The organism is Syntrophus buswellii (assembly GCF_046097065.1).
GTDB lineage: Bacteria > Desulfobacterota > Syntrophia > Syntrophales > Syntrophaceae > Syntrophus > Syntrophus buswellii.
Window position 1 is genome coordinate 1,817,717 of the sequence record NZ_CP175563.1, and the last position, 26,351, is coordinate 1,844,067.

Consider the following 26,351-nt stretch of genomic DNA (forward strand, 5'->3'; position numbering starts at 1 on the left):
GCCAATATGAATTTCCCATTTTTCAAAAAGAGATCTGCATCATGGGCAAATCTTGACGCCTTCGAGGGCCGCTCAACATCCGCCGGCATAAATATCACGGAATCAGTGGCCCTGGGAATCCCGGCGGTTTATGCCTGTATCCGGGTATTGAGCGAAGCAATCGCAAGTTTGCCTCTGCTTACCTATGAACGCTTTGACAACGGCGACAAAGACCGGGCGAGAAGTTTTTCCCTTTTCCGCCTGCTCCATGATTCACCTAACCCCCTGATGACGTCCTTTGAGCTTCGGGAACTGCTCGTCGGTCACCTTTGCCTTAGAGGAAATGCCTATTGCTTTATTGAACGGGACCAGGGCGAGGTTGTGGCATTGTGGCCTTTGCATCCTGACAAGGTGACGGTCGAACTTCAGGGCCGGGAGCTGGTTTATAAGCATCAGGCCGATGGCCAGGAAAAGACCTATCCTATGTCCGATATTCTCCACATCCGGGGTCTATCGGCTGACGGAATCATCGGTTATTCACCCTTGACCCTGCTTCGGGACTGCTTCGGATACAGCAAGGCCGTGCAGGAATACAGTTCAAGCTATTTCAAAAATGACGCTTCTCCGGGTGGTATCCTGACCACTCCGAATGCCTTGAGTGGGCAAAGTCAAGCGAACCTTCGGGAAGCATGGACCGGCGGACATGCCGGGAAGGGAAAGCATCATAAGGTTGCCGTCCTGGATAATGGCCTCCAGTGGCAATCCGTGGGTGTTTCTCCTCAGGATTCACAGTTGATCGAGTCTCAAAAATTCTCTGTCGTGGAGATTGCCAGGGTGTTTCGGGTGCCTCTGAATCTGGTGATGGATTATGAGAGATCCACGTACGCGAATGTCACCGAGCAGCTTCGGTCTTTCCTTACCCACACCTTGCAGCCGTGGTTGACAAGGATCGAACAGGCCATGATGAAAAGCCTTCTGACTGAATCCGAGAAGGAAAAGTTTTTCATCGAACACCTGACAAACGGATTTCTCCGAGCTGATACAAAGACCCGTTATGAATCATATAAGATTGCCGTTGAATCGGGATTTCTGACCATAGACGAAGTGCGGCAGCTTGAGAACATGAACAGCCTTCAGAACTCATAAGTGAGGCTTTTTAAAAATGGGTAAAGAACAACCTTGTGTAAAATGTCACCATAGGAGCACATGCAAGAGGCCTTGTTGGTTCATGGACAGACTATTGTCTCAAGTAACAGACGGAAGCCTGGAACGGCAGACAGGGGAAAAAGAAATCACGCATTATGGTCACTACCATGAAAAGCGTTTCTCCGATTTCCACGAAAGCACACTCAAGCAAGTTATCTTTGAGGTTGCCGGGGAACATCCGGACGACGAAGAGACAACCAGACGTACAGAAGATATAGAATTTTCACCACAACAGCAGATTGCTGATATCTTTTATATGCGCTTCATGCTTGGTAAGTCCTATGAAGAAATAGGCGAAAAGTACGGAGTAGATCACCGAACCGCAGCAGGGAAGTACAGTCAGGCTAGAAAACGCATGTATAAGATTCTTGAAGTCCTTGACGGACGTGACAAGGCATTGAAATTTTGTATGGAACGAACAAGGAACAACCTATCGAAGCATGAAAAGGCATTTCTCTTAAACAAGGTTTTTGGATTTTCCTTCTCTGAAATAGCCGATATTCTGGGTTATCAAAGCAGCGATGCTATTCAGCACAAAGTAAATGAGATGTACAGAGGATATAGGAAGGAATATTTTGAAGCGGAAAAGCCAGCACAAGCGACTTGACAGATAGGCCGGGGCTTCGGTCCTGGGCCTATTGAATTTAAGAAGCAGATCCGGGGAAATTCCGCTTGACTTCAGGAAAAATTTCTTTATCCTGAAGGTGCGAAAAATTCAACCGGGAGGCCACACGTTAGCATGGCTATTTTTGTATGTACCATAACATTTAATTGGTCATGGAAGCCGGTACCCGTAAGGGCCGGAAAGGTATGTTGAATGCCTTCGCAATTCCATGACCTTTTTTATTTTGAGGGTTCGAGTTTTGAGAGAGGGCGGGTTTGTTCAAGGTTAACGGGTTTTTTTGTCTCCGATTCGGAGACATTATTTATAACCTTTACAGAGTCCATTAACCTGTAGGCGTGGGCACGGTTTTGATATTTAGGAGGTTAAGACAATGATCCTATCATACAGAGAAAATCTTTTCGGTGAAAAACGGGCGCGGATCAAAGCGAAAGTCACAACAGACCATCCTGCCAGCAGCTACGGGCAGCCGGTGATCGTTCTTCCCGATGGGGGAGCGCTTGACCTCGTGTCCTGGGTTGGCCTGGGCTATCAAGTCGAGAAGGCCACGACAAAGGAACTGGCGGAGCTGGAAAAGGTATTCGGGCCGCTTGGTGAATAACAACTACAGGGCGGACTTCGGTCCGCCTTTTTTTATTGCAAAAATATTGTACCCCGTTTTGTACCCTGAGGCCATTTCAGGCAAAAAAAGAGGCTACGATTTTTCGTAACCTCTTGATTTTCTTGGTCGGGGCGGCAGGATTTGAACCTGCGACATCCTGCTCCCAAAGCAGGCGCGCTACCAAGCTGCGCTACGCCCCGTATTTATATGTACTTATGATTCTTTTTTGGCCGGATATGACCGTTTTCTTAAATGATCCTTCAGTGCTTGAAGGGCTTTCGCCCGATGGCTGCTTCTGTTCTTTTCCTCGGATGTCAACTGCGCAACGGTTCTGCCGGATTCCGGAAGCAGGAAGACCGGATCATAACCGAAACCGCCGGTTCCTGCAACCGTTTCGCTGATGAATCCATCCCATCTTCCGTCAAACGATTCGTAGTTCCCATCCGGATGATAAAGAACCAGCACACAGCGAAAGGCAGCCGACCGGTCCTTCGCTGGGACCCCATTCAACAGCTCCATCAGTCTCTGGTTGTTCTGATTGTCATCCGCACCCTCACCGGCAAAGCGGGCAGAATAAATTCCCGGTTGGCCGTTGAGTGCATCGACTTCCAATCCTGAATCGTCAGCCAGGGCGATTTCACCCGTGAATTCAGATATGACTCTGGCCTTTTTCAAGGCATTTTCGAAAAATGAGCTTCCGTCCTCGACAACGTCAGGGGCATTCGGATATGCCTCCAGGGATTCCAGGTTGACGTCCAGTTCCTCGAGAATCGCCCGGACCTCCCGGACCTTTCCTTTATTTTTAGAGGCAAAAACGATCTTGATCAGAACTGGCCTCCCAGTGTCTGCTTCTGAATTTCAGTCAGTGCCTGGATTCCCCTTCCGGCCAGCTCGATCATTTCCGTCAATCGGTCCCGGGAAAAGGGGACTTTCTCTGCGGTTCCCTGCACCTCGATAAATTTCCCCATGCCCGTCATGACCACATTCATATCGACGTCCGCCTGCGAATCCTCGACATACTCCAGGTCGAGCATAAGCGTGTCGTTAATAATCCCGACGCTGACGGCACTGACGTAATCCAGCAGCGGCATGGAGCCGCACCTTCCCTCTTCCTTCATCTTGCGGAAAAGGTCTGCAAGGGCGACGAAACTTCCCGTAATGGACGCCGTGCGTGTACCGCCGTCAGCCTGGATGACGTCACAATCGATATATACGGTGTTTTCCCCGAAACTCTCCAGGTCGGTAACAGCACGCAGGGAGCGCCCTATCAACCTCTGTATTTCATGAGTCCGCCCTCCGATTCGACCCTGCGCGGCCTCTCTTTTGTTTCTCTCCTGAGTCGCCATGGGAAGCATGGCGTATTCAGCCGTCAGCCAACCCTTTCCCGAATTCTTCAAGAAAGGCGGAACTCTCTCTTCCAGCGTGGCCGTGCAGATGACCTTCGTGTCCCCCATCTCAATCAGGACGGAACCCTGTGGATGTTTCAAGTAATTCCGCGTGATTTTCACGTCCCGGATTTCATCGTGTCTGCGGTCGTTTTTCCTCAAACTTAGAAGGCTCCCCGAATAGATATGACTGCTGCAAAGGAATGCGGACTGTTCAGTAAAGTTCTTTGATGCTCTTGCTGATGGCCCTGGCAACGGCGAGCTGGATTTCCTTTTCCAGCATCTGCTTCTTGTCCTCCGGGTTTGAAACAAAACCAAGCTCAACAACGACGGCCGGCTTGACGATGCCCTCCAGAACGGGAACCGCTGCCTCTCGAAGCCCGCGGCCTTTCCTGGGAAATACCTGCTCCAGGTTCTTTTGCAGGATATAGGCGAACCGCACGCTGTCATTGAGATGTTTGTTTCTCGCCATGTCCGTCAGGATCACAGACGAATCCTCATTCTCACCTTGCGTGTTCCGCTTGAACCCCGGGAAATAAATTTCGAATCCCGATGCCTTTTTTCCGAACCCGGCGTTTACGTGCAGGCTGAGAAAAAGATCCGGGGCTGCATTGCGTGCGAATTGTTCCCTCTCGCGAAGGCTGAGCGTCCGATCCGAATCACGGGTCAGCTGCACGCGTATGTTCTGAGACGTCATCAATTCTTTCTGAACGCTGCGGGCAATGGCCAAGGTCACGTCCTTTTCATAAACGTCGTCCGAAAACCGCACCCCTTTTTCTGAACCGCCGTGGGCCGGGTCAAGGACGACCAGCATCCCCTCCCGCGCTGCCAATGCCGAAAGGGGCAGCACATACATGGCCAGAAGCAGCAGAATCAGCCATGAAAAAACGTTATTGAGACGAACATACGGAAACGCCTGTCGCACCATCTTTCCTGTACTCTTCAACATAAATTGAGCCTCTCATACAGCAAACAACAAATCTCTGTCAACACATATATGGGAAACATCAGCCGGATAGGCGTGGATGCTCCTTTACCTTGTGCACCCTTTCCACTGAAAGGACTTCCTTGATCTGCTGAATCGCCGAGGTCAGTGTTTGCAGCTGCCTCAGCCCAGTGACATCAAGCCGGAAAAAGCAATTCACCCGCATGTCCCTGCTGGTATCCACTCTGGCGGTGCTGATGTTTACGTCAAGGGAAGAAATCACCGAGCTGATTTCCGCCAGGATGCCTTTCTTATCCTTGCATGTGACGACCATATTCACGGAATAGGTCTGCGATGCCTTCGCACTCCAGGCCACGTCCACAAACCTTTCGGAATCCAGCTCCGAAAGACGTTCACAATCGGCCGTATGAATCGTAACGCCCCGCCCCCTTGTTATGTAACCGACGATCTCATCTCCGGGGATAGGGTCGCAGCAGTGGGCAAACCGCACCATGATGTCCTCAATGCCGGTAATCAATATCCCCTGGGAGTCCTCTTTTTTGGTCCTTTTCGCTGCCCTGTCGGCAGGCACCCTTTCAGGGGCGCTGATTTCATCATGGATAAAATGATGGACAACCCTTTTCGGGGAGACTCGTCCGTAGCCCACAAGGGCGAACAGATCGTCCGGGGTGTTAATCGATAATTCCGTGAAAAGATCGCGGATTTCATCCGATTTAACCGCCGAGCTCAACTTGAGGGAGTTCTTGCGGAACTCCTTCTCCAGCAGTTCCCTGCCCAGGGTGATGCTCTTTTTGCTTTCCTCTGCCTTGACCCAGCCCTTGATCTTTGACCGCGCCCTTGATGTGACGGCGTACTTCAGCCAGTCCTTGCTGGGATGGTGTCCGGCCTGCGTGATGATCTCAACGGCGTCACCGTTTTTAAGCTCATATTTCAGGGGGACGATGCTCCGATTGACCTTGGCCCCGACACAGGTATGCCCCACGTCGGTATGGATGCTGTAGGCGAAATCAATCGGTGTGGCCCCCTTCGGAAAAGACCGGACATCGCCGTCGGGCGTGAACACATAAACCTCATCGGGAAACAGGGCCAGCTTCAGGTTCGTCATGAACTCGCGGGGGTTTTTCAAGTCCTGCTGTATTTCCAGCAACTCCCGCAGCTTTCGGATCTGCTCCTCGTCGGCGCCTGGAAGCATCCGTTTTTCCTTGTACCGCCAGTGTGCGGCAATCCCCTCTTCCGCCCATTCATGCATCTCTTTCGTCCGGATCTGGATTTCCACCCGCTGGCCGGACGGACCGATGACGGTCGTGTGGAGGGAGCGGTAGTTGTTCGCCTTGGGCATGGCGATATAATCCTTGAACCTTCTTGGAACCGGTATCCACAGGGCATGCACGATACTGAGGGCTTCATAGCAGTCTTTTTCCTTGTCGGAATCCAGGATGATGCGGAAGGCCGTCAGATCATAAACCTCGTCGAAATCAATTTTCTGTTCGTGCATTTTCTTGTGGATGCTCCAGAAATGCTTTGCCCTGCCCTCGACTACGCCTTTAAGGCCGTACTCGTCGATCTTTTCCTGGATCATCCTCTTGACTTCCCTGGTATATTGATCCCTCTTTTCCCGCGTTGAGTCTATCCGCTTTGTCAGATTGGAATAGGCGTCGTAATCCAGGTAGCGGAAGGCCATGTCCTCCAGTTCAACCTGCATCCGGTAAATGCCCAGCCGATTGGCCAGGGGCGCATAGAGTTCCATGGTTTCCTTCGCAATATACCGTTGCCTGTCCGGTGTGTGGAACTCAAGAGTTCTCATGTTGTGGGTGCGGTCCGCCAATCTCACCAGGAGAATCCGGGTATCCGCGGACATGGCCAGAATCATCTTGCGGAAATTCTCCGCCTGCCGCTCCTCCTGACTTCTGAAGGTGATCTTGCTGATCTTTGTCAACCCGTCGACCAGGAAGGCGACATCTTTTCCAAAAAGCTCTTCTATCTGTTCAAGGGTCGTCAGCGTATCCTCAACGGTGTCATGGAGGAGTCCCGTCGCTATGGACGCGGCATCAAGCTCCATGTCGGCGAGGATTCCGGCAACTTCCATGGGATGGGTCATGTAGGGCTCACCGGATAGGCGCACCTGCCCCTGGTGAACAGAGGCCGAAAAGATGTAGGCCTTTTCGATCAGCTCCTGTTCTCCCGGAGTGAGATATTCCTGTGTTTTGTCAAGGATATCGATGATCCGCAGCATGACGTCTCTTTAATTCCAGCCCTTCATGTTCCCGGCTACCTGACCTGGTCCCATTTTCTTTAACGTGCAACCCGCGGCCTGGCCGATGGCCCCCGACAAAGAGCGCATTGATCGCAAAGTGGTCTGTAAATCCAGGCAGAAAGGGTTTCCGGCTATTCGCTGCCTGCTGAACCGCTGTTTTCCAGGTTCATTTTCCCGCTGATCAGTTTCCGGATATAATTCTCAACCTCTTCCAGGGGGACGGCGGTCACCTCGCCGGTGTCCCTCAACCGGATTTCAACCTTTCCCTCGGCCAGTTTCTTGGGACCGATCGTCACCCGGATCGGGATGCCGATCAGGTCCGCATCCTTGAATTTAACGCCGGCGCGCTCATCGCGGTCATCGAGCAGCACCTCGAATCCGCCGGCGGCGAATGAGCCATAAAGTCGCTCCGCAGCCTCGGCAAGGGCGGAGTCGTTCATATTCACAGGCGTGATGATGACATGGAAGGGCGCAATCGGCATGGGCCATACAATTCCATTTTCATCATTGTTCTGTTCGATGCATGCCGCGACGGTTCTTCCGGTTCCTATCCCATAGCAGCCCATAATCATCGTCTGCTCTTTACCGTTCCGATCGAGAAAAACGGCCTCCATGGCCTTGCTGTATTTTGTTCCCAGTTTGAAGACGTGCCCGACCTCGATGCCCCTGGCGAAGGACAGCGCCTTCCCGCAGCGGGGACAGTCGTCCGTTTCCCTGGCGATCTTCAGATCCGCGAAAGCCTCAATCTGGAAATCACGGCCGGGATTGGCATTGCGCAGATGATAGTCCTCCTTGTTTGCACCCATGACCACGTTCCTCATGTTGATCAGCGTGTTGTCCGCAATGATCCGGCCCCGAAGCCCGACGGCCCCGGCAAATCCGCGGGGGGCGCCCGTAATTGCTTCAATCATGTCATCCATGGCCAGTTCGAGCTCGTCACAGCCCAGGTAATTCCTGACCTTGATCTCGTTGACCTCTTCATCTCCACGAACCAGCACGGCCACAGGCTTCCCGTCGGCGCTGAAGATCATGGTTTTCACGATCTCCCGGGGGGACACCCCGAGAAAGGCGCAGACCTCTTCGATGGTTCGGATGTCCGGGGTGTGCACTTCCGTCAGGGGCAGCTCTTCCACTGCATCCAGGTTTTCTTTCTCCGGCGGATGCACCTCCGCCTTTTCCAGGTTGGCCGCATAGGAACATGAGCTGCAGAACACCAACCCGTCCTCCCCTGAATCGGCCATCACCATGAACTCATGGGAAAAGCTTCCGCCGATCGTCCCGGAATCGGCCTCGACGGGGCGGAATTTCAGTCCGCACCGGGAAAAAATCCTTTTGTATGCTTCAAACATCTTCGAATAACTGATCTCGGCCCCTTCCTCATCGGCATCGAAGCTGTAGGCGTCCTTCATCCCGAATTCCCGGCTCCGCATGACTCCGAAGCGGGGGCGGATCTCATCCCGGAACTTGGTCTGGATCTGGTAGAGATTTTTCGGAAGCTGCCGATAGGTTTTGAGCTCATGGCGGACCAGGTCTGTAATGACCTCTTCGTGAGTCGGCCCCAGGCAGTATTCCCGGTCATGTCGGTCCCGGAAGCGCAGAAGCTCTTTGCCATAATGCTCCCAGCGCCCGGACTCCTGCCAGAGTTCCGCCGGCTGGACCATGGGAAGAAAAACCTCTTGGGCACCGGCCCGGTTCATTTCTTCACGGATGATCTGCTCAACCTTTCTGATGACCCGGTAACCCAGGGGGAGATAGCAGTAAACCCCGGCAGACAGTTTTCTGATCATCCCCGCTCGGAGCATGAGCTGATGACTGATGACTTCGGCATCTGAAGGGACTTCTCTTTCTGTGGGCAGGAACATTTCCGAATAGCGCATTTAACCTCCTTGTCCTTGCATAGGCGATAGAATGAACGGAGTTAAAGAAAAATCAGGGCCACCACCGGTCCCGTTTATTTCTCTTCGATATTCCTTTTGTTTCTTGTTATTTCCGAAATTTCTTCAAGCAGTACTTCAAGAAATTCCTCCTCCTTGATCTTGCGGATGACGTTTCCCTTTCTGAACAGGAGACCCGCCCCCCGGCCGCCGGCGATTCCAACATCCGCCTCAGCCGCTTCTCCCGGTCCATTCACGACGCAGCCCATGAGGGCGATCTTCAGGTCGTCCTTCATCCCGACCAATGCCTTCTCGACCCTTTCAACCAGGGAGAACAGGTCGATTTCACAGCGTCCACACGTGGGGCAGGAGATGATATCCGGTCCGACCCTGCGAATGTCCAGTGCCCGGAGAATGCCGTAGGCCAACCCGACCTCGGAAACGGGGTTGCCTGTGACAGAGACGCGGATCGTGTCGCCGATTCCCTCGTAAAGGAGCACCCCCATGCCGATGGAGGATTTGATGGCTGAATTTACCAGCGTCCCTGCCTCGGTCACCCCCAGGTGCAGCGGGCAGTCCGTTTTGGCCGCAACGATCCGGTAGGCGTCGATCATGGTGGGGACGTGGGAGGATTTAAGGGAAAGCTTGATGCGATCGAATCCCAGATCTTCCAGAAGGGCGAGATTATTGAGGGCGCTTTCCGCCAGGGCTTCAGCGGTAGGCCCGCCATACTTTTCCAGTATGGGCTTCTCCAGCGAGCCGGCATTGATGCCGACCCGGATGGCCGTGTTGTAATCCCTGGCGGCGCGCACAACGTCGGCAATGTTCTCTTTTCCCATGTTGCCTGGATTGATGCGGATGCCGTCCATATGCTGCTCGATGGCCATGAGGGCATAACGGGCATTGAAATGGATGTCGGCGATGATTGGGATGTGGATGGCCTTTTTGATCTCACCCAGAACCGATGCCGCTGCCTCATCGGGCACCGCCACGCGGACGATTTCACAGCCGGCGTTTTCAAGGGCTTCGATCTGGGCTACCGTTTCAGGGACATTTCGTGTATCCGCACACGTCATGGACTGAACGGCAACGGGTGCATCTCCTCCAATCTGAACATTTCCCACCCAAAGGGCCTTTGTTTTTCTTCTCCGGAACGGGCGATTCAATGTAAATCCTTATATTTTTCGATTGGTTTTTTGTATAGCACAAAGATGCGAATGCCTTCAACGGGGAATATCTTTCCGAGCATTGAAGGATAGTGACTTCGGGATGTCTGTTCTTCTGATTGAATTGAGGAGCTCTTGGAGGTGCGTTTTCTTTTCCGGTATTTCAGCAAAAAATCGTGAGGAATCGGATTTTCCCGTCAACGAACCTTCCGGATCCTTCGCCCTCGGTAAGCCCGATCCTCCGCCTTTTCGCGGCAGACCTGATCAGAGGTCACCTCCCCGCCAGCAGTGGAGGCAAAGCTGATCTTCCGGAAGGCCGATCGCCTCGATCATGGCTTCAATATTCAAGAATTTCAAAGTCGTCACGTTGAGGTCCCTGCGGATCCACTCGACCATTCTTGAATATTCCTTCGAGCGGCAATCCAGATAGGGGGTGATATCGGAGGGCTCCTTTCCCTCGATGGCCAGGATCGCCCTCCGGGCAGCCAGTTCCGATGTAGAGCGCGTTGAAGATCCGTAAAGGCAGGTAAACATGAGCGGGGGGCAGGCCGGCCGAACATGAATTTCCCGGGCACCATTCTCCCACAGCTTCTTCACTGTGTAATTCTTTAACTGTGTTCCGCGGACGATGGAATCATCACAGACAATCATCCGGTTGCCGTTGATGACGTCATGGACCGCGCTGAGTTTCATGGTGGCGACGAGGTCCCGGATATCCTGTGACGGCGGGGTATAGCTCCTGCCGTACCCGGGGGTGTATTTGACCAGGGGACGGCGATAGGGGATTTTTGATTCGGCGGCGTACCCCAAAGCGTGCCCGACACCTGAGTCGGGAATGCCGCAGACAAGATCCGCGGAAATGTCATCCTGCCTGGCCATCGCCCGGCCGCAGCGCTCACGGGTATTCTCCACGGAAATTCCCTCGTAGGAGGAGGAGGGATAACCGGTATAGATCCAGAGAAAGGCGCAAACTTTCCGCTGGTTGTTTGCAGGGCGCAGAACCTTGTATCCGTCGGCGGTCAACAGGACAATTTCTCCCGGGCCGATCACCTTGTCCAGCTCATAGTTCAGGTTGGGGAAGGAACTGGATTCCGTTGCCACGGCAAATCCCTGCCCCGCCCGCTCCCTGCCGATTGCCAGAGGAAACCGTCCATATTTGTCCCGTGCGGCATAAAGGCCCTCCTCCGTCAGGATCAGAGTGCAGATGGACCCCTCGATGGCCTCCTGCATCCGCACAATGCCTTCGACAAGGCTTGTCCCTCTGCTGATCAGCTTGGCCACGAGTTCCACGGTGTTCACGACGCCGTTTTTTATCTCACTGAACGAGGTCCCCTCCCGAAGCAGCTCCGCCGTCAAACGATCCTTGTTCGTTATCAGGCCTGATGCCGCGATGGCAAAAGTCCCGAATCTGGAGCGGATGATCAGCGGCTGCGGCGAATCGTCGTCAATGGCCCCAATTCCCGCTGTCCCTCTCATCTGCCGGTAGTGATCGACGAACTTGGATTTGAATTGCGCCTGACTGATGCTGTGAATGGCCTTCTTGAAATTGTTTTCCCCGAATACGGCCAGACCGCCATTTTCCGTTCCCAGATGGGAGTGGTAATCCGTTCCGTAAAAAAGGGTCTTTATGCAGCTTTCTCTCGCTACGACTCCAAATAAACCGCCCATGAAATAAACGCCCGCCCCTATTGATGTGTTGACATTACAAAATTCCGCTGATGGTTCTCATTTCAAACGCATCAGCGCATTCCCGATCCGCTCCAGTCCCTTTTCAATCAGCTCCATCGATGTTGCGTAGGAAATCCTGATGTAGCGGTCATCTCCGAAGGCAGCTCCGGGCACGACGGCCACCTCGGCCTCCTCGAGGAGATATTCCGCCATTGCACCGGAATCGTTGATCTTCCGATCCCCACAGCTCAATCCATACAATGTGGAGACATTGGGAAAGACGTAGAAAGCCCCCTGGGGTTTCAGGCAGGAAACGCCATTAAAGGAATTCAGGACGGAAACGATGTAATCCCTCCGCCTCTGGAACTCCTTGACCATTTCCGAAATGACCTGCTGATCCCCGGTCAGAGCCTCAACAGCAGCCTTCTGGGAGATGGAAGCCGGATTGGAGGTGCTCTGGCTTTGAATCTTTCCCATGGCCGCGATGACGGCCTCCGGCCCCGCGGCATAGCCGATCCTCCAGCCCGTCATGGCATAGGCCTTGGAGACACCGTTGACAACGATGGTCCGGTCCTTCAGAGCGGGAGCAACGGCCGCAATATTCCAGAAATCCAGCCCGTCGAAGAGGATCTTTTCATAAATATCGTCAGAAATGATCATCATCGAATGGCGGAGCACCACCTCGGCCAGCGCGGCAAGCTCCTCCCTCGTATAGGCGGATCCTGTGGGGTTTGACGGGCTGTTGATGATGAGCGCCCTGGTTCTTTCCGTGATGGCGCGTTCCAACCCTTCCGGGGTTAATTTAAAGCCGTCCTGTTCCCGGGTGTTGACAATGACAGGTTGCGCCCCGGTATAAAGCACGAGGTCCGGATAGGAAACCCAGTAGGGTCCTGGAATAACGACCTCATCCCCCTCCTCGAACAGGACCTGGGCAAGATTGAAAAGCGTGTGCTTGGCCCCGCAGGAGACGACGATCTCCGAACGCCTGTAGGAAAGGTGGTTATCCTTTTGAAGCTTCCGGATAATGGCATCCTTCAGTTCATCGATGCCTCCGACCGCCGTATAGCGCGTAAAATTTGATTCCACCGCCTGGATGGCTGCGGCCTTGATGTGTTCCGGGGTGTAGAAGTCCGGCTCTCCCGCCCCGAAATCGACGATGTCCCGGCCCTCCGCGCGCAAAGCGGCCGCTTTGGCGGTAATGACCAGAGTTGGAGACGGTTTGATTAGCGATACTCTCGATGCTAGCTTCATAATACTCTCTAAATTTTGATCATTTTGGGAAACTTTTCCTGCATTCTCCGATAAACAACCTCTGGAACAAGCCCTTTCGGAGAGCCGCCGAGACGGGCAACTTCCTTGATGATCGTAGAGCTTGTATAAAACCATTTGTAGCCGGTCATAAAGAAAACCGTTTCCACATTGCGGTTGAGGCGACGGTTCATCAGGGCGAGCTGAAACTCATACTCAAATTCCGACATGGCTCTCAAACCGCGGAGAATGATGTTTGCTCCGGCATTTCGGACATAATCGACCAGCAGACCGTCATGACTGTCCACCAGGACCCGTTTCCGGTCACGAAGAGCCTCTTGGATCATCTCTATCCGCTCCTCCACGGTAAACAGGGACGTCTTACTGGCATTGTAGGCAACAAGGACGATGATTTCATCGAACATGGACAGGCCTCTTTTGATTATATCAAGATGGCCGTTGGTTATGGGATCAAAAGAACCGGGATATACAGCAACCTTTTTCATATCATCCTCTTTAATTTTCTGAATGCCTCATGAACGACAACAGGGTATCTCCATATTTTCTCTCATCGACCAGCGTCATTCCCTGGTCTCCTTCGATCACCAGGGGCTCTTCCCGGGCGCGTTGGAGAATGGCCACCCCTCCGGGGGCCAGCAGGGACACATGAAAATTCAGCAGATCGACCGTCCGGGCTATCTGCCCTTTTCTGTAAGGCGGATCAGCGAAAATCACGTCAAATTGAAGCCCTTTCTCAACCATGCGACTGAAGGCCGGCCCTATGTCCGAGGCAATAATCTCATATCCACCGGAAAAGCCGAAGACCTCCAGGTTCCGCTTGAGGGCTGCAACCAGGGAAGGGATCCTTTCTACGAAAACCACCTGCCGGGCTCCCCGGCTGAGGGCCTCCAGGCCCACGCTTCCCGTCCCCGCGTAGAGATCGAGAAAGGTCTGACCTTCCAGGGGCCCCAGGATATTGAACAGGGCCTCCTTGATTCGGTCTGAAGTCGGACGGACGGTATAACCGGGCGGTACGGCGATGCGCCTACCCTTTGCCCGCCCTCCGATGATCCTCATAGATAATCCCGGATCAGCACCTCGGCGATCTGAACGGCATTGGACGCCGCGCCCTTGCGGATGTTATCCGCCACGACCCACAGGTTGATCCCGTTGGGAATGGATTCATCCTCCCGAATCCTGCCGACAAAGGTGTCATCCTTTCCTGCCGCATGGATCGCCAGGGGATAGGCGTTTTCTTTCGGATTGTCAATCAGCGTTACTCCGGGAGCCGTTGACAGGAGCTTTTTGACCTCTTCCACCGATATCTTCTTCTCGGTTTCGATATTCACCGATTCCGAATGTCCATAAAAGACGGGAACCCGGACTGTCGTGGCCGTCACCCCGATCGACGGATCATCGAAGATCTTTTTTGTCTCGTTGACCATTTTCATCTCTTCCTTGGTATAGCCGTTATCGAGGAAGACGTCGATATGGGGCAGACAATTGAAGGCAATCTGATGGGGATAGACCTTCACTTTGACCTCCTGGCAGCTCATCAGCGCCCGGGTCTGTTCAGCCAGTTCGGTAATGGCCTTTTTCCCTGTTCCTGATACCGCCTGATACGTGGATACAACGACCCGCCGGATACGAACGGCATCGTGAATCGGCTTGAGGGCTACGACCATCTGGATGGTGGAGCAGTTGGGGTTGGCTATGATCCCCTTCTTTTTGTACTGCCCGATGGCCTGGGGATTGACTTCGGGAACGACCAGGGGAACCTCCGGATCCATCCGGAAGGCACTGGTGTTGTCGATGACCACGCATCCCGCCGCCGCGGCGATGGGGGCATACCGTTCGCTGACGCTTCCTCCCGCCGAGAACAGCCCGATCTCGATTCCCTTGAAGGAATTCTCATCGAGGACCTTCACCGGTATGGGTTTACCGCGGAAATCAATTTCAACGCCTAGTGAACGCTCAGATGCCAGAAGGGTCAGCTCCCGGACAGGAAAATCGCGTTCCTCCAAAACCCGGATCATTTCATTGCCTACCGCGCCGGTCGCACCGACTACGGCTACGTTATATGAATCCATCTATCCACTTCTCCTTATTTCGCAGGTCTGATCTTAAAAGCTTTTCATCGGCCCGGCAGGCCATTCTGCAGCCGAAGCGACGGGATAAGCCGGGCCCCGGCTATTGCAGCTCCCGTGGCTTCCGCACCCCGGTGGACCCGTCTCTAGGTCCCTTGAGCTTCCGTCGCCGGCCGGCGATGGCGCTTCACCAATCTCAGAAGAAACCAGGCAGGTCCCGAAAGGGCATACCCCGTCATCACCGTGAACAGCATGACCTGAGGCTCAGCAACAACAATCAGCAAAGCCAGGACAATCACTAAAAAAGACATGAAGGGCTTGCGGGCAAAATAATTCAGGTTCTTGAAGCTGTAATATTTCACATTGCTGACCATCAGCAGCGACAGGATGACGACAGCGGCAAGAACAAGAATGTGAGGATAGGGTCCCTTACCCACCTTGTCTTCATAGAGCAGAATTCCCGTCACGATGACCGCGGCCGCTGCCGGTATCGCCAGACCCTTGAAGACCTTGCTTTCAACAATGCCGATCTGGATATTGAACCGGGCAAGGCGCAGAGCCCCGCAGAGGACGAAAAGGCAGGCCGTCACCGATCCCCATTTTCCAAAGGATGAAAGAGACCACAGGTAAATGAGCACGGCAGGCGCCACGCCGAAAGCCACCAGGTCGGACAACGAATCGTATTCGATTCCGAATTTGCTCACCGAATTGGTCATTCTGGCAATCCGGCCGTCCAGGCTGTCCAGGACGATGGAAATCAGGACAAAAAAAGAGGCCTCGACAAAGGCTCCGCGGATGGAATAAAGAATGGAATAAAAGCCGAAAATGAGGTTCGCCGATGTAAAAAGGTTTGGTAAAATATACACCCCTTTTTTCATGTGGCTTTTGCCCAGTTTCCCTTCCTTTTTCATCAAAACGTCCCTATCGGCGTCTGCCCTGCCTGCACCTTGTCCCCTCTGGCTACACAGAGTTTTGCCTCCATCGGCAGAAACACCTCCAGACGGGAGCCGAAACGGATCAACCCGAAGCGCTCGCCCCGTGTGAGACCATCGCCCTCTTCCACCCAGCAGACGATTCGGCGGGCGATCAACCCCGCGATCTGAATGGTCAGAATTTCCTTGCCGTCGTCCGTCAGGATCAGAACGGAATTTCTTTCATTCTGCTCAGACGCCTTGTCCAGGTTTGCAGAAAGAAAGCGTCCCGGATGGTAGACGATTCGGGATACCTTCCCGGAGTAGGGGATCCGGTTCACATGAACATTGAAAATATTCATGAAAATGCTGACCTTCCTGCACGGCCCGGAAAGGAGTTCGTGATGGACACCCTCGTCGATTCGGATGACTTGACCATCGGCGGGCGATACAATCATCCTCTCATCTCCGGGAACCCGCCTCTCGGGATTGCGGAAAAACCAGGCTGAAAAGAGCGTAGGGGCAAGAAAAACGGCTGCAATTCCGTATGATTTTAACAAGACGGCCGCCAGGATGGTCGCAGCGCCGAAAAGAGCGATAAAAGGTATTCCCTCAGGAGCAATCAGGCTGTCATGCTTCATCTCGAAACAATCCTAAATAAATTCATGATTCTTCACGAGGGTCCCATCAGAATGAATATGAACAATTCGTCACTGTTGATAACGTGTATGTAACAACTTTCCTGGTTTTTTCTTCCAAGCCAGAGTGACTTATCTTAATTAAAAAAGCTTGTCAATCATTCTTGTCGGACGGCGGAAGCGCACTGCCGGAACGGCAGAATCCCTGATTCGCCGGGCCTTTCAACCCTGCTGATCCTGCTGCAGGCGCTTCACTTCCGCTTCAGAAAGGCGCAGGTAACGGGGCGTAAAGGTTAACAGATCGAGAATCTCGCCCCGGCGGTGGCTCTCCCTGCCCAGGAGGCCGACAGCACAGGCCCGGACGGCATGAAGATGAGGGGCGGCAAAACAGGCCCGATCAGGCAGGCATTCCACAATCCGCTGCTGGTATTTCAAGGCCCCGTCACCCAGGAAGAGGGCCTTTTCCGTAATCCGGGGCAAAAAGGCCTCCAGGTCGGCCAGCCTCTCTTCTCCGATTCTTCTCAGGGAGAAATCGCTTTCGGCGGTGTACAGGGCTGTGTAAACCTGGTTTCTCTGTGCGTCCATCATGGGGCAGATCACCCTAGAGGAATGGATGCCGTTAAACGCCAGGGCCTCGAGGGTGGAAACTCCGGCAATGGGCCGTCCCGTGGCCAGTGCCAGCCCTTTCAGGGTGCCGAGCCCGATTCTCAAGCCGGTGAACGAACCGGGCCCCGTGGTGCAGGCCCACAGGTCGACATGTTCCGCGTCCATTCCCGCCTTCTGGAAGACATCCCTGATGGCCGGCAGCAGCAGAATGGAAGAATTGACCCCCAGATTAAAAAAGCTTTCCACAAGAGTCTCGTCGTCCTCCAGGAGCGCAATCCCGACGGTCTTTGACGATGAGTCCAGAGCCAGAGTTATCATGAGTGTTCTTTCACCTGCCGATCATTTTAAGAAAATCATTGACAAAACCGAGATTCAAGCGGTCAATGTCCATGGCGAAGGCGAACGCCATCAGGAGAATCAGGATGATGAGCCCTACCTGCTGCGCCCGCTCTCTCCAGCGGACACTGACTTCCCGGCCTATGACCGCCTCGATCATGAAGAACAGGAGGTGGCCTCCATCGAGAACGGGGATTGGCAGAAGATTGAGAATGGCCAGATTGATGCTGAGAAGCCCCATGAACATCACAAAGGGGGTAATCCCCTCCTTCACCTGGGCACCGGCGATCTGTGCGATCAGGATCGGGCCTCCGATGTTTTTCGGAGAAATGACCCCTTCGATCATCTTGACGATTCCCACCATGGTCAGCTTGGATATCAGCCAGGTCTGCTTCAGACTCATCCAGAAGGCGTCTATGGGACCTTTTCTCGCAACCAGGATATAGGAAGAGGCACTGATTCCGATCCGGTACTTCTCCACTTCCTCCTCGAAGATATTCTTCGCTTTCATCAGCTTCGGAACGAGGGTCACGTCCCGGGTGGCGCGGTCCCGCTCGATCCGCAGCGTCAGAGGCTTTCCCCCGCTTCTACTGATCTCTTCGGCCATCTCATCCCATTGGGAGACGGCTTTTCCGTTGACGGCAAGAATGGTGTCATCCTTAAGAATCCCCGCCTGGTGGGCCGCGCTCCCCTCTTCGACCCCCCCCACCTTGGCCGAAAGAACGGGTACACCGGTCATATAAATGATCGTAAACACAAAAATGGCAAAAAAGACGTTGAAGAGCGGTCCGGCCGCCACGATCATGATCCGCTTCCAGACATTCTGTTTCAGAAAGGACCGCTGATTCTCTTCAGGTGGAAGCTCATCATCGGGAGATTCACCCAGAAGCTTGACATAGCCTCCGAGAGGTATAAGAGACAGGAGATATTCCGTCTCCCCCACTTTCCGTCCAATGAGCTTCGGTCCAAATCCCAGCGAAAATTTCAGAACGCCGACACCGGCATATTTCGCCGCCAGAAAATGCCCCAGTTCATGCACGAAGATGAGAACGCCCAGCAGGACGACAACGGATAGAATGCTGATTCCGATCATTCTCTTTAATCCCTCATGTTCTTAAGAAGTTTCTGCGCTTCCCGCCGCGCCCAGGCATCCGCTTCGAGAATGTCCCCCAGATCCGGAAGTCCCTTGATTCCATGGGAATCCATGACCCTTTCAACAAGCCGGGGTATTTTCATGAACGGCAGGCGTTCCGCAAGAAAGGCCTCAACGGCCACTTCATTGGCCGCGTTCAGCACGGCCGGCATGGTTCCTCCCTCCCTCGCCGCCTTGTAAGCCAGTCCAAGGCACGGGAACATTTCGATATCCGGAGGAAAAAATTCCAGGGTGCCGATCTTGAAAAGATCGAGGGACAGCTCCGGACAGTCCATCCGCTCCGGAAAGGAAAGGGCGTAGGCGATGGGGATTTTCATGTCGGGAATGCCGAGCTGCGCCAGGACCGAACCATCCGTAAATTCCACCATGGAATGGACGATGCTCTGCGGATGGATGCAGACCAGGATCTGATCGACCTCGACGCCGAAAAGCCATTTTGCCTCGATCACCTCGAGGCCTTTGTTCATCATTGTCGCGGAATCAATGGTGATTTTGTCTCCCATGAGCCAGTTCGGGTGCTTCAAGGCGTCCTTCGGCCCCACCGTTTCCAGGCGTTCTCTTGAGCAGCGGAAAAAGGGGCCTCCCGATGCCGTCAGGTGAATATTCCGGATCCGCTGAGATCCCTGGCCTGACAGACATTGGAAAATGGCGCTGTGCTCGCTGTCCACGGGCAGAAGATTGACCCCTCTGCTTTTTGCCAGTTCAAGAACGAGGCTGCCCGCCATGACGAGGGTTTCCTTGTTGGCCAGAGCAATATCCCTGCCGGCCTCAATGGCCGCCAGGGTCGGCAGAAGACCTGCAGCCCCCACCATGGCCGAGATGACCAGATCGGCATCGGGCAGCGAGGCAACCTGGCGATAGCCTTCAGATCCGTAGAGAACCTCCAGGCCCGCCAGCGAGGGCAGTTGCCTTTTCAGCTCGAGGGCGTGGTGCTCATCGATAACGGAAACGGCCGATGGCTGAAATTCCTCGATCTGCCGCTTCAGTTCGGAAAGATTCCGCCCTGCGGCAAGGGCGATGATTTTGAACCTGTCCGGGTTTCTGCGAATCACATCCAGGGAACTTCGGCCGATAGACCCGGTAGAACCCAGAAGGGATATTTGTTTTATGGAATGCATAACATACGATAATAATATACGAAAGGCACAAGAAATATCAGGCAATCCAGCCGGTCCAGCATCCCGCCATGCCCGGGCAGAATCGTTCCGGAATCCTTGACGCCGGCAGCCCTCTTGATCATGGATTCAAAAAGATCCCCCAGTTGGCTGATGCCGTTGCCGATCACGGCCAGGACCGCGGCATGAAGGAGAGGCAGGGAAGTCAACACGAAGGAGGAATACACCATGACCGCCAGAACGCTGCCCGCCATTGAACCGATAGAGCCTTCAACGGTCTTCCCCGGACTGATCCTCGGATAGAGCTTATGCTTTCCCAGGGTCCTCCCGAAATAAAAAGCGGCGATATCGCCCGATATCGGCAGCAACAGTACGAAGAAAATCCACAAAACCCCGTTTTCCGTCTTCCGGAGAAGGATAAAATAGGAAAGCATCAAGGGGAGGTACGCAAGGCCGAACAGGACTTTGCCAACGGGTTCGAGCGATATTGCGCCCTCTTTGACGCGAAACAGGGAGGCCAGGAATACCGCCACGGTCAGCAGGGCCAAAATGGCCAGCAGAAGCTTTTCCCCGCCGAGGAAGGCTCCAAGAGGCAGAAGCAGAGCCCCGCAGAGGACTTCCCCTTTTTCCCAGGAAAACCCCTTCCCGAAACTCAGAGCATTGTACTCCAAAGCGGCCACCAGGACGATCGCCGTCAATACGCCCGAAAAAAGCGCCTCGGAGCCGAAGAAAACCAGGGCAAAGACGATGGGGACTGCAACGATGGCCGTTATCCATCTCTTAAGGTGTGGTGTCATGCTCGTTATTCCCGGGGTTCAGGGTGGATCCTCCGTCTTCTGCAAAGGGGCGGCGATTCCGCGAAAGCCATGGAACTAGGAGGTTCCGCCGTTTGTCCGGACCTGTTCACTCGTCATCCCGAAGCGCCTTTCCCGCGATTGGTAATCAGCGATGGCGCTCACAAGATCCTCGCGGCTGAAATCCGGCCACAATACTTCGGTGAAATGAAACTCGGTATAGGCCATCTGCCAGAGGCAGAAGTTGCTGATGCGCTGTTCACCGCTGGTCCTGATGAGAAGATCCGGGTCCGGCATGCCGGCGGTATAAAGATAGCGGGCGAAGAGCTCCCGATCGAGATCCTCCGGCGTCAGTTTCCCGTCCATGCAGTCCCGGACGATCTTTCGAAGGGCGGAAACGATCTCTTCCCGTCCTCCATAACTGAGGGCCAGAGTCAACGTCATCCCCTTGTTCCGAGCGGTTTTTTCCATGACCTCATGGAGAATCTCCTTCACGGAATCCCTCAACTGTTCGATTTCGCCCATGGTTTTCAGACGGATCCCGTTTTTCATCATCTCCCCGAGCTGGTTGCGAAGATACTCTTCCAGGAGATCCATGAGCGCATGAATTTCGCTTCGAGGACGGGACCAGTTTTCCGAGGAAAAGGCGTACAGAGTCAGATACTCGACTCCCAGCTCCCGACAGGTCCGGACTGCGATGTTTACCGCCTCGGCTCCCCGTTTGTGTCCAAAGATCCGTCCAAGGGCATGCCTTTTCGCCCATCGGCCATTGCCGTCCATGATGATCGCAATATGGCGCGGCATTTTTTTCGGGTCAAGATTCATTCGATGTGATTCCCATCTTTGAACAAAATGGGGAGCCTCAGGGCTCCCCTCATGTCATTCCCAACGAATAGAGACCTCAAGAAACCGATCAGATCTCCATGATCTCCTTTTCCTTCTGCCCCAGAATCCCCTCGGCCTTGGCGATGTAGCTATCCGTTATTTTCTGGACCTGTTCCTGGTAGTCATGCATCTGATCCTCGGAGATGTCATTCCCCTTTTTCAGGGATTTGAATTCCTCGTTGGCATCCCGCCGGTCATTCCTCAGTTTGACCTTGCATTCCTCCGCCATCTTCCGCACAACCTTGACCAGTTCCTTTCTCCTGGCTTCCGTCAGCGGGGGGATCGAAATGCGGATGACTTTGCCGTCATTGTTCGGCACCAGCCCGAGGTCCGCTTTCTGGATCGCCTTTTCGACGGCATTCAAAGCGCTCGTGTCCCAGGGGGAAATCAGGATCAGCCGGCTTTCCGGAACGGAAAGCGTGGCCACCTGGTTAAGCGGCGTCGGGGTGCCGTAATAATCCACTTTGATCCCGTCAAGCAGCGATAGCGAAGCCCTGCCCGTACGGACCTTGTTGAAGGACTTTTCCAGGGCCTGCAGTCCCTTTTCCATATTCTGTTTCAGTTCTTCAAAGATAATATCCTTCATAATCTCAATCTCCAACAAGAGTTCCTACGCGACTTCCGGAAACCCCCCGGACGATATTGCCTGACTTCTGCAGATTGAAGACCAGAACCGGCAACCCGTTGTCCCGGCACAGAGAGATCGCTGTTGCATCCATCACTTTAAGATTCTTTGCCAAGACATCGTTATAACTGATTTTCTGGTACATGACGGCATCGGGATGCTTTACGGGATCCTTGTCATAAACCCCATCCACCTTGGTGGCCTTCATGATGACGTCGGCCTTGATTTCCATCGCCCGCAGCACGGCGGCCGTATCGGTGGTAAAATAGGGATTCCCCGTCCCCGCGGCAAAGATCACGACCCTCCCCTTATCCAGATGCCTCATCGCCCTTTTCTGGATAAAGGGTTCCGCGATTTCCCTCATGGCAATGGCCGTCTGTACCCGGGTCTCGATACCTGCCCCTTCGAAGGCGCTCTGCAGCGCCAGGCTGTTGATCACCGTGGCCAGCATGCCCATGTAATCCGCCGAGGTCCGGTCCATCCCCTTGGAGCTGGCTTCCACCCCGCGAAAGATGTTTCCGCCGCCGATCACGACACCGAGCGAAACGCCCAGGCGGACAACCTCCCGGATCTCACCGGCAATGGCCTCGACCACCGCCGGATCGATGATGCTGCTTCCCCGGGATTCGCCCATCAGGGCTTCACCGCTCAGTTTCAACAGAACCCTTTTATACGCCATTGGTTCCAAGGATTATATTCCGCTCCCCTTCATGTATGGCCGTCGGTTCAGCACTCCCGTGAAATCCTTATTTCTTGATTTCCTCTCCGAGCTGAAATCTTGCGAACCGGCGGACAAGGATATTTTCACCCGTTTTTGCGATCAGGTTGTTGATCAGCGTTTCGACGGTCACATCGGTATTCTTGATGAATTTCTGCTTGGTCAGGCAGACTTCCTCGTAATATTTGTTCAGCTTTCCCTCTATGATCTTGTCCCAGATCTTCTCCGGCTTCTTCTCGGCCAGGGCCTGGCTGCGATAGATCTCCTTTTCCCTTTCCAGTACATCTTCCGGGACATCGGCAGGACCTACGTACGTTGGATTGGAGGCGGCCACGTGCATGGCGAGGTCCCTGGCGATCGTCTGGAACTCTTCGGTCTTTGCGACAAAGTCGGTCTCGCAGTTGAGCTCGACCATCACCCCGATCTTGCCCCCCATATGAATGTACGAGGCAACGGTTCCGTCCTTGGCCGCTTTGGAGGAGCGCTTCGTTGCCGCGGACATCCCCTTCTTGCGCAGAAAATCAATCGCCTTATCAAAATCCCCGTTTGATGCGTTCAGGGCTTCCTTACAGTCCATCATCCCCGCACCGGTTTTTGTTCTCAGTTCCTTAACCATTTCTGATGTAATAGCCACTTTTATTCCTCCTCTACATTTGACTGCCCGGTGACTTCCCGATCCGAACTTGCCGCAGCGGAAACGCCTTCCTTGGTCTCGACGCTCTCGGGAACATCCGACTCCGAATTATCTGCCGCTTGCAGCGCCGCAGGTTCCGTATCCTTGTCCGTTTCCGCCTGAAGTTTTTCTTCGTAGCGCCGCTTGCCTTCGAGCACCGCGTCCGCGAATTTCGAAGAAAAGAGCTTGATCGCCCGGATGGCGTCGTCATTTCCGGGGATGATGTAATCGATGGCGTCAGGGTCACAGTTGGTGTCGACAATGGCTACGATGGGGATGTTCAGTTTTCTGGCTTCATTGACGGCAATGGTTTCCCGCTTCGGATCGACGACGAACATCGCCGACGGCAGTCTCTTCATCTTCGAAATGCCCCCGATGACCTTCGACAGCTTTTCCTTTTCCTTCTGAAGCCCCATGATTTCCTTTTTGGGGAAAGCCCGGACGCTGTCGTCCTCGAACATCTGCTCCAGAGAGTTCAAACGGTCAATCCGTTTCTTGATGGTGACGAAATTGGTCAACATACCGCCCAGCCACCGCTGGTTGACGAAGGGCATGCCGCATCGCCCGGCTTCGTCACGGATGGAATCCTGGGACTGCTTTTTTGTGCCTATGAACAAGAGCTCACCGCCCTGGCTGACGGTATCGATGACAAAATTGTAGGCCGTCTGAAAAAGGCCCACCGTCTGCTGAAGATCGATGATGTAGATATTGTTCCTCGCCCCGAAAATATAGGGCTTCATCTTCGGGTTCCATTTGTTGGTCTGATGTCCGAAATGAACACCCGCCTCGAGTAACGACTTCATGGAAATGATCGCCATAAAAATCTCCTTTTCTGTTTTTTGTTTTCCTCTACCCTCTTCATCCCGAGCGGAAACTCTTGTTTTTCCAAAAGCAACGTCCTCTCGGTCCAAGGATGTGTGAAGTTGGCAGGCGAATAGCACAAAGATGGATAATACGCAAGATAAAACAAAAAATGATCACCCTGATGAAATGCACCGTTTAGAACATGTTGTCAGAGTTCCTTAAATCGGCATGAGAGGAGGCTCAAACAGATCGCCGATAAACGACCATTCCGTATCGCCGTCGGACGATATCCTTTCGATCCGCCTTTCAAAATCGTCCCACAGGGCCTCCGTGCTCAGTTCATAGCTGTGCCCCCAGAAGAAAAAGCCCCCCCCCGTCTTTTTCGCACCTTCGTATTTCCGCCAGAATTCCGGGTCGAGGACGCGGCAGGTGGGGGAAAACTCCAGGGGATCTACCGGCGGGAAACGGTGCAGCCCCTCCCTTTTGCCCCGGCCCCAGTGATAGCCGGCCGAGCGGACGGCGGAAAGCACCGGGTCGTTGTAGGCATTGAAGGGATAACAGAATCCCGTAACGGGTCTTGAAAAGAGCTGCTCCAGGAGATCCCGGCTGGCCCTGATTTCCCAGTCCAGCCGGCTGCCGTCGAGATCCGTCAAATACGGATGGGTCATGGAGTGGCTGCAGATCTCAAATCCCTGGTAAACCGCCGGAAGTTCCTGAAGGCCGAGCCTCCAGATCTCCCGGCCTTCCGAAAGCCATCCGAAGGATCGATTGTTCTGATACAGCCCGGGATTCAGGCTGAATGTCGCCTTTGCCCCATGGCGCCGTAGAAGATCGACGAGGCGGGCATCGCTGACCACGCCGTCATCCCAGCATTGAAGTATTTTCATACAAAATCAGGAATTCACGAAATCTGCGCCGCTTCCCTCTCCCGGGTAACGCAGTACACGCCGTCGCCCTTAAAGCCGGGCGCAAAACAGAGATTGTCGGAGGTGCATTCCGCCCGGCGGCGATCCCCTGCCTTCCAGCGGCTGATCAGGTCGGGCTCCCGGATAAAGGGCCGGCTCATGGCGATGTAGTCGGCTTCCCCGTTCTCCAGGAGCTCTTCGGCAACCTCGAGAGAGCGTATTCCGCCAACGAGGATCAGGGGAATGTTCAATTCCCTTTTAAAGAGCCGCGCATCCTCCCGGAAATAGACCTCCTTCTGCACGGTGTCAATCCGCGGCCGGCTTGGGGATGTCTTGATGCTCTTGAGCAATCCTCCGCTCAGTTCCAGGGCGTCGAGGCCCGCTTCTTCCAGGAGCTTGGCCATCTGGACGGACTCTTCCCGCACAAGCCCGTCTCTGCTGTAATCCTGTCCGTTCATTTTCATGAGAACGGGATAGTCACTACCCACGCTCTCCCGGACAGCCGAGAGGATTTCAAGGCCGATCCGGGCCCGATTTGATGTGCTTCCGCCGTAGGCATCCTTCCTCCGGTTATACAGGGGCGAGAAAAACTGGCTCAGGAGATAGCCGTGAGCGGCATGAAGCTCCACGCCGTCAAAGCCTGCCGCTTTCGCCCTGCGGGCGCCGTCCGCGAAGGCGGCAACAAGCTCCGTGATATCCTGCAGGGAAATTTCCCTTCGGGGAGACTCGGCCAGGCCCTCGTAATTCGACACGGCCAGGGGCGGATGGTCCCTGAGGGATTCGACGGCAAAGGCGCCGGCATGAGCCAGCTGCAGGACGATCCGTCCGCCGCATTCGTGAACGGCCTCAGCCATTTTTTTCAGGCCGGGGATCAGTTCGTCCTTGTAGATGCCCAACTGCCAGGGTGTCGCCTGACCTTCGGGGCTCACGTAAGTGTGACTGCTGACAATCAGTCCGACTCCCCCCCTGGCGAGGCGGGTCATCGTTTCAATCAGTCTCCGCGTCACCGCGCCCTCGGCGGTCGCCATTCCCTCCCAGGTCGCCGATCGGACAAACCGGTTGGATAGCTCCATCCCGTTAATCCGACTGGTCTCGAATAATGTCTTCATGGAATTCCCCTTCTGATGCCTGAAATCGAGAAGTCTGGAACTG

General features: G+C 54.2%; 27 protein-coding genes and 1 tRNA gene. 3 read left to right on the forward strand and 25 right to left on the reverse strand.

What is annotated here, in order from left to right:
* Positions 1-6: 6 nt before the first annotated feature.
* The 3 genes from ACJ77P_RS08225 to ACJ77P_RS08235 all read left to right on the forward strand — a co-directional run bounded on the left by ACJ77P_RS08225 (position 7) and on the right by ACJ77P_RS08235 (position 2,408).
* Positions 7-1,125: a phage portal protein gene (locus ACJ77P_RS08225; protein WP_408997965.1), complete on the forward strand. Its 1,119-nt coding sequence runs from the start codon at positions 7-9 to the stop codon at positions 1,123-1,125.
* 82 nt (positions 1,126-1,207) lie between these two features.
* Positions 1,208-1,792, forward strand: coding sequence for a hypothetical protein (locus ACJ77P_RS08230; protein ID WP_408997966.1), 585 nt, complete (start codon positions 1,208-1,210; stop codon positions 1,790-1,792).
* 388 nt (positions 1,793-2,180) lie between these two features.
* Entirely contained in the window at positions 2,181-2,408 is a 228-nt protein-coding gene (locus tag ACJ77P_RS08235) for a hypothetical protein (RefSeq protein WP_408997967.1), read from the forward strand.
* Between the two features lie 123 nt (positions 2,409-2,531).
* Here ACJ77P_RS08235 and ACJ77P_RS08240 read toward each other — a convergent pair.
* The 25 genes from ACJ77P_RS08240 to ACJ77P_RS08360 form a co-directional block, all read right to left on the reverse strand.
* Positions 2,532-2,608, reverse strand: a tRNA-Pro gene (locus ACJ77P_RS08240).
* Positions 2,609-2,621: 13 nt separating this feature from the next.
* On the reverse strand, positions 2,622-3,236 hold the full coding sequence (locus ACJ77P_RS08245) for an XTP/dITP diphosphatase (protein WP_408999412.1): 615 nt from the start codon (positions 3,234-3,236) through the stop codon (positions 2,622-2,624).
* Positions 3,233-3,955: a ribonuclease PH gene (rph, locus tag ACJ77P_RS08250; protein WP_367359088.1), complete on the reverse strand. Its 723-nt coding sequence runs from the start codon at positions 3,953-3,955 to the stop codon at positions 3,233-3,235. Before rph ends, ACJ77P_RS08245 begins: the two co-directional genes overlap by 4 nt.
* Before the next feature lie 52 nt (positions 3,956-4,007).
* On the reverse strand, positions 4,008-4,742 hold the full coding sequence (locus ACJ77P_RS08255) for an N-acetylmuramoyl-L-alanine amidase (protein ID WP_367359087.1): 735 nt from the start codon (positions 4,740-4,742) through the stop codon (positions 4,008-4,010).
* Between the two features lie 58 nt (positions 4,743-4,800).
* Complete coding sequence (locus ACJ77P_RS08260; protein ID WP_367359086.1) at positions 4,801-6,972, reverse strand: bifunctional (p)ppGpp synthetase/guanosine-3',5'-bis(diphosphate) 3'-pyrophosphohydrolase; 2,172 nt, start codon at positions 6,970-6,972, stop codon at positions 4,801-4,803.
* Positions 6,973-7,124: 152 nt separating this feature from the next.
* Positions 7,125-8,870 (reverse strand): proline--tRNA ligase, encoded by a 1,746-nt coding sequence (locus tag ACJ77P_RS08265; protein WP_367359085.1) that lies wholly within the window; start codon positions 8,868-8,870, stop codon positions 7,125-7,127.
* 74 nt (positions 8,871-8,944) lie between these two features.
* Positions 8,945-10,033 carry a flavodoxin-dependent (E)-4-hydroxy-3-methylbut-2-enyl-diphosphate synthase gene (gene ispG / locus ACJ77P_RS08270; RefSeq protein WP_408997968.1) on the reverse strand — a complete coding sequence of 363 codons (1,089 nt, stop codon included), beginning with the start codon at positions 10,031-10,033 and terminating at the stop codon, positions 8,945-8,947.
* A 264-nt stretch (positions 10,034-10,297) separates the two neighbouring features.
* Positions 10,298-11,701 carry an amidophosphoribosyltransferase gene (locus ACJ77P_RS08275; RefSeq protein WP_367359083.1) on the reverse strand — a complete coding sequence of 468 codons (1,404 nt, stop codon included), beginning with the start codon at positions 11,699-11,701 and terminating at the stop codon, positions 10,298-10,300.
* Between the two features lie 57 nt (positions 11,702-11,758).
* On the reverse strand, positions 11,759-12,952 hold the full coding sequence (locus ACJ77P_RS08280) for a pyridoxal phosphate-dependent aminotransferase (protein ID WP_408997969.1): 1,194 nt from the start codon (positions 12,950-12,952) through the stop codon (positions 11,759-11,761).
* 8 nt (positions 12,953-12,960) lie between these two features.
* On the reverse strand, positions 12,961-13,455 hold the full coding sequence (gene coaD, locus ACJ77P_RS08285) for a pantetheine-phosphate adenylyltransferase (RefSeq protein WP_367359081.1): 495 nt from the start codon (positions 13,453-13,455) through the stop codon (positions 12,961-12,963).
* 10 nt (positions 13,456-13,465) lie between these two features.
* Entirely contained in the window at positions 13,466-14,026 is a 561-nt protein-coding gene (gene rsmD, locus ACJ77P_RS08290; RefSeq protein ID WP_367359080.1) for a 16S rRNA (guanine(966)-N(2))-methyltransferase RsmD, read from the reverse strand.
* Entirely contained in the window at positions 14,023-15,039 is a 1,017-nt protein-coding gene (locus ACJ77P_RS08295; RefSeq protein WP_408997970.1) for an aspartate-semialdehyde dehydrogenase, read from the reverse strand. Before ACJ77P_RS08295 ends, rsmD begins: the two co-directional genes overlap by 4 nt.
* 143 nt (positions 15,040-15,182) lie before the next feature.
* Complete coding sequence (pssA, locus tag ACJ77P_RS08300; RefSeq protein ID WP_408997971.1) at positions 15,183-15,947, reverse strand: CDP-diacylglycerol--serine O-phosphatidyltransferase; 765 nt, start codon at positions 15,945-15,947, stop codon at positions 15,183-15,185.
* Positions 15,947-16,588: a phosphatidylserine decarboxylase family protein gene (locus ACJ77P_RS08305; protein WP_408997972.1), complete on the reverse strand. Its 642-nt coding sequence runs from the start codon at positions 16,586-16,588 to the stop codon at positions 15,947-15,949. Before ACJ77P_RS08305 ends, pssA begins: the two co-directional genes overlap by 1 nt.
* Before the next feature lie 219 nt (positions 16,589-16,807).
* Positions 16,808-17,509 carry a tRNA (adenosine(37)-N6)-threonylcarbamoyltransferase complex dimerization subunit type 1 TsaB gene (tsaB, locus tag ACJ77P_RS08310; protein ID WP_408997973.1) on the reverse strand — a complete coding sequence of 234 codons (702 nt, stop codon included), beginning with the start codon at positions 17,507-17,509 and terminating at the stop codon, positions 16,808-16,810.
* 10 nt (positions 17,510-17,519) lie between these two features.
* On the reverse strand, positions 17,520-18,620 hold the full coding sequence (rseP, locus tag ACJ77P_RS08315) for an RIP metalloprotease RseP (RefSeq protein ID WP_367359075.1): 1,101 nt from the start codon (positions 18,618-18,620) through the stop codon (positions 17,520-17,522).
* 5 nt (positions 18,621-18,625) lie between these two features.
* Positions 18,626-19,789, reverse strand: a complete 1,164-nt coding sequence (locus ACJ77P_RS08320) for a 1-deoxy-D-xylulose-5-phosphate reductoisomerase (protein ID WP_367359446.1) — start codon at positions 19,787-19,789, stop codon at positions 18,626-18,628.
* Positions 19,786-20,592 carry a phosphatidate cytidylyltransferase gene (locus tag ACJ77P_RS08325; RefSeq protein ID WP_408997974.1) on the reverse strand — a complete coding sequence of 269 codons (807 nt, stop codon included), beginning with the start codon at positions 20,590-20,592 and terminating at the stop codon, positions 19,786-19,788. The genes ACJ77P_RS08320 and ACJ77P_RS08325 overlap by 4 nt, the downstream gene beginning before the upstream one ends.
* A gap of 75 nt (positions 20,593-20,667) precedes the next feature.
* Positions 20,668-21,414, reverse strand: coding sequence for an isoprenyl transferase (locus ACJ77P_RS08330; RefSeq protein ID WP_367359073.1), 747 nt, complete (start codon positions 21,412-21,414; stop codon positions 20,668-20,670).
* A gap of 88 nt (positions 21,415-21,502) precedes the next feature.
* Positions 21,503-22,063: a ribosome recycling factor gene (gene frr / locus ACJ77P_RS08335; protein WP_408999413.1), complete on the reverse strand. Its 561-nt coding sequence runs from the start codon at positions 22,061-22,063 to the stop codon at positions 21,503-21,505.
* 1 nt (position 22,064) lies between these two features.
* Entirely contained in the window at positions 22,065-22,778 is a 714-nt protein-coding gene (gene pyrH / locus ACJ77P_RS08340) for a UMP kinase (protein WP_367359445.1), read from the reverse strand.
* Between the two features lie 67 nt (positions 22,779-22,845).
* A complete protein-coding gene (gene tsf / locus ACJ77P_RS08345) occupies positions 22,846-23,451 on the reverse strand; it encodes a translation elongation factor Ts (protein ID WP_367359071.1) in 606 nt (201 codons plus the stop codon).
* Positions 23,452-23,453: 2 nt separating this feature from the next.
* On the reverse strand, positions 23,454-24,308 hold the full coding sequence (gene rpsB, locus ACJ77P_RS08350; protein WP_408997975.1) for a 30S ribosomal protein S2: 855 nt from the start codon (positions 24,306-24,308) through the stop codon (positions 23,454-23,456).
* 204 nt (positions 24,309-24,512) lie between these two features.
* On the reverse strand, positions 24,513-25,181 hold the full coding sequence (locus ACJ77P_RS08355; protein WP_408997976.1) for a polysaccharide deacetylase family protein: 669 nt from the start codon (positions 25,179-25,181) through the stop codon (positions 24,513-24,515).
* 14 nt (positions 25,182-25,195) lie between these two features.
* On the reverse strand, positions 25,196-26,308 hold the full coding sequence (locus tag ACJ77P_RS08360) for an NADH:flavin oxidoreductase (protein ID WP_408997977.1): 1,113 nt from the start codon (positions 26,306-26,308) through the stop codon (positions 25,196-25,198).
* Positions 26,309-26,351 lie beyond the last annotated feature (43 nt).

What these genes read in the sequence shown, in the direction of transcription:
- ACJ77P_RS08225 (WP_408997965.1), top strand. Translation starts at nt 7, where the DNA reads ATGAATTTCCCATTTTTCAAAAAGAGATCTGCATCATGGGCAAATCTT.
- ACJ77P_RS08230 (WP_408997966.1), top strand. Translation starts at nt 1,208, where the DNA reads ATGGACAGACTATTGTCTCAAGTAACAGACGGAAGCCTGGAACGGCAG.
- ACJ77P_RS08235 (WP_408997967.1), top strand. Translation starts at nt 2,181, where the DNA reads ATGATCCTATCATACAGAGAAAATCTTTTCGGTGAAAAACGGGCGCGG.
- ACJ77P_RS08255 (WP_367359087.1), bottom strand. Translation starts at nt 4,742, where the DNA reads ATGTTGAAGAGTACAGGAAAGATGGTGCGACAGGCGTTTCCGTATGTT.
- ACJ77P_RS08260 (WP_367359086.1), bottom strand. Translation starts at nt 6,972, where the DNA reads ATGCTGCGGATCATCGATATCCTTGACAAAACACAGGAATATCTCACT.
- ACJ77P_RS08265 (WP_367359085.1), bottom strand. Translation starts at nt 8,870, where the DNA reads ATGCGCTATTCGGAAATGTTCCTGCCCACAGAAAGAGAAGTCCCTTCA.
- ACJ77P_RS08275 (WP_367359083.1), bottom strand. Translation starts at nt 11,701, where the DNA reads ATGGGCGGTTTATTTGGAGTCGTAGCGAGAGAAAGCTGCATAAAGACC.
- ACJ77P_RS08280 (WP_408997969.1), bottom strand. Translation starts at nt 12,952, where the DNA reads ATGAAGCTAGCATCGAGAGTATCGCTAATCAAACCGTCTCCAACTCTG.
- coaD (WP_367359081.1), bottom strand. Translation starts at nt 13,455, where the DNA reads ATGAAAAAGGTTGCTGTATATCCCGGTTCTTTTGATCCCATAACCAAC.
- rsmD (WP_367359080.1), bottom strand. Translation starts at nt 14,026, where the DNA reads ATGAGGATCATCGGAGGGCGGGCAAAGGGTAGGCGCATCGCCGTACCG.
- ACJ77P_RS08295 (WP_408997970.1), bottom strand. Translation starts at nt 15,039, where the DNA reads ATGGATTCATATAACGTAGCCGTAGTCGGTGCGACCGGCGCGGTAGGC.
- pssA (WP_408997971.1), bottom strand. Translation starts at nt 15,947, where the DNA reads ATGAAAAAGGAAGGGAAACTGGGCAAAAGCCACATGAAAAAAGGGGTG.
- ACJ77P_RS08305 (WP_408997972.1), bottom strand. Translation starts at nt 16,588, where the DNA reads ATGAAGCATGACAGCCTGATTGCTCCTGAGGGAATACCTTTTATCGCT.
- tsaB (WP_408997973.1), bottom strand. Translation starts at nt 17,509, where the DNA reads ATGATAACTCTGGCTCTGGACTCATCGTCAAAGACCGTCGGGATTGCG.
- rseP (WP_367359075.1), bottom strand. Translation starts at nt 18,620, where the DNA reads ATGATCGGAATCAGCATTCTATCCGTTGTCGTCCTGCTGGGCGTTCTC.
- ACJ77P_RS08325 (WP_408997974.1), bottom strand. Translation starts at nt 20,592, where the DNA reads ATGACACCACACCTTAAGAGATGGATAACGGCCATCGTTGCAGTCCCC.
- ACJ77P_RS08330 (WP_367359073.1), bottom strand. Translation starts at nt 21,414, where the DNA reads ATGAATCTTGACCCGAAAAAAATGCCGCGCCATATTGCGATCATCATG.
- pyrH (WP_367359445.1), bottom strand. Translation starts at nt 22,778, where the DNA reads ATGGCGTATAAAAGGGTTCTGTTGAAACTGAGCGGTGAAGCCCTGATG.
- rpsB (WP_408997975.1), bottom strand. Translation starts at nt 24,308, where the DNA reads ATGGCGATCATTTCCATGAAGTCGTTACTCGAGGCGGGTGTTCATTTC.
- ACJ77P_RS08355 (WP_408997976.1), bottom strand. Translation starts at nt 25,181, where the DNA reads ATGAAAATACTTCAATGCTGGGATGACGGCGTGGTCAGCGATGCCCGC.
- ACJ77P_RS08360 (WP_408997977.1), bottom strand. Translation starts at nt 26,308, where the DNA reads ATGAAGACATTATTCGAGACCAGTCGGATTAACGGGATGGAGCTATCC.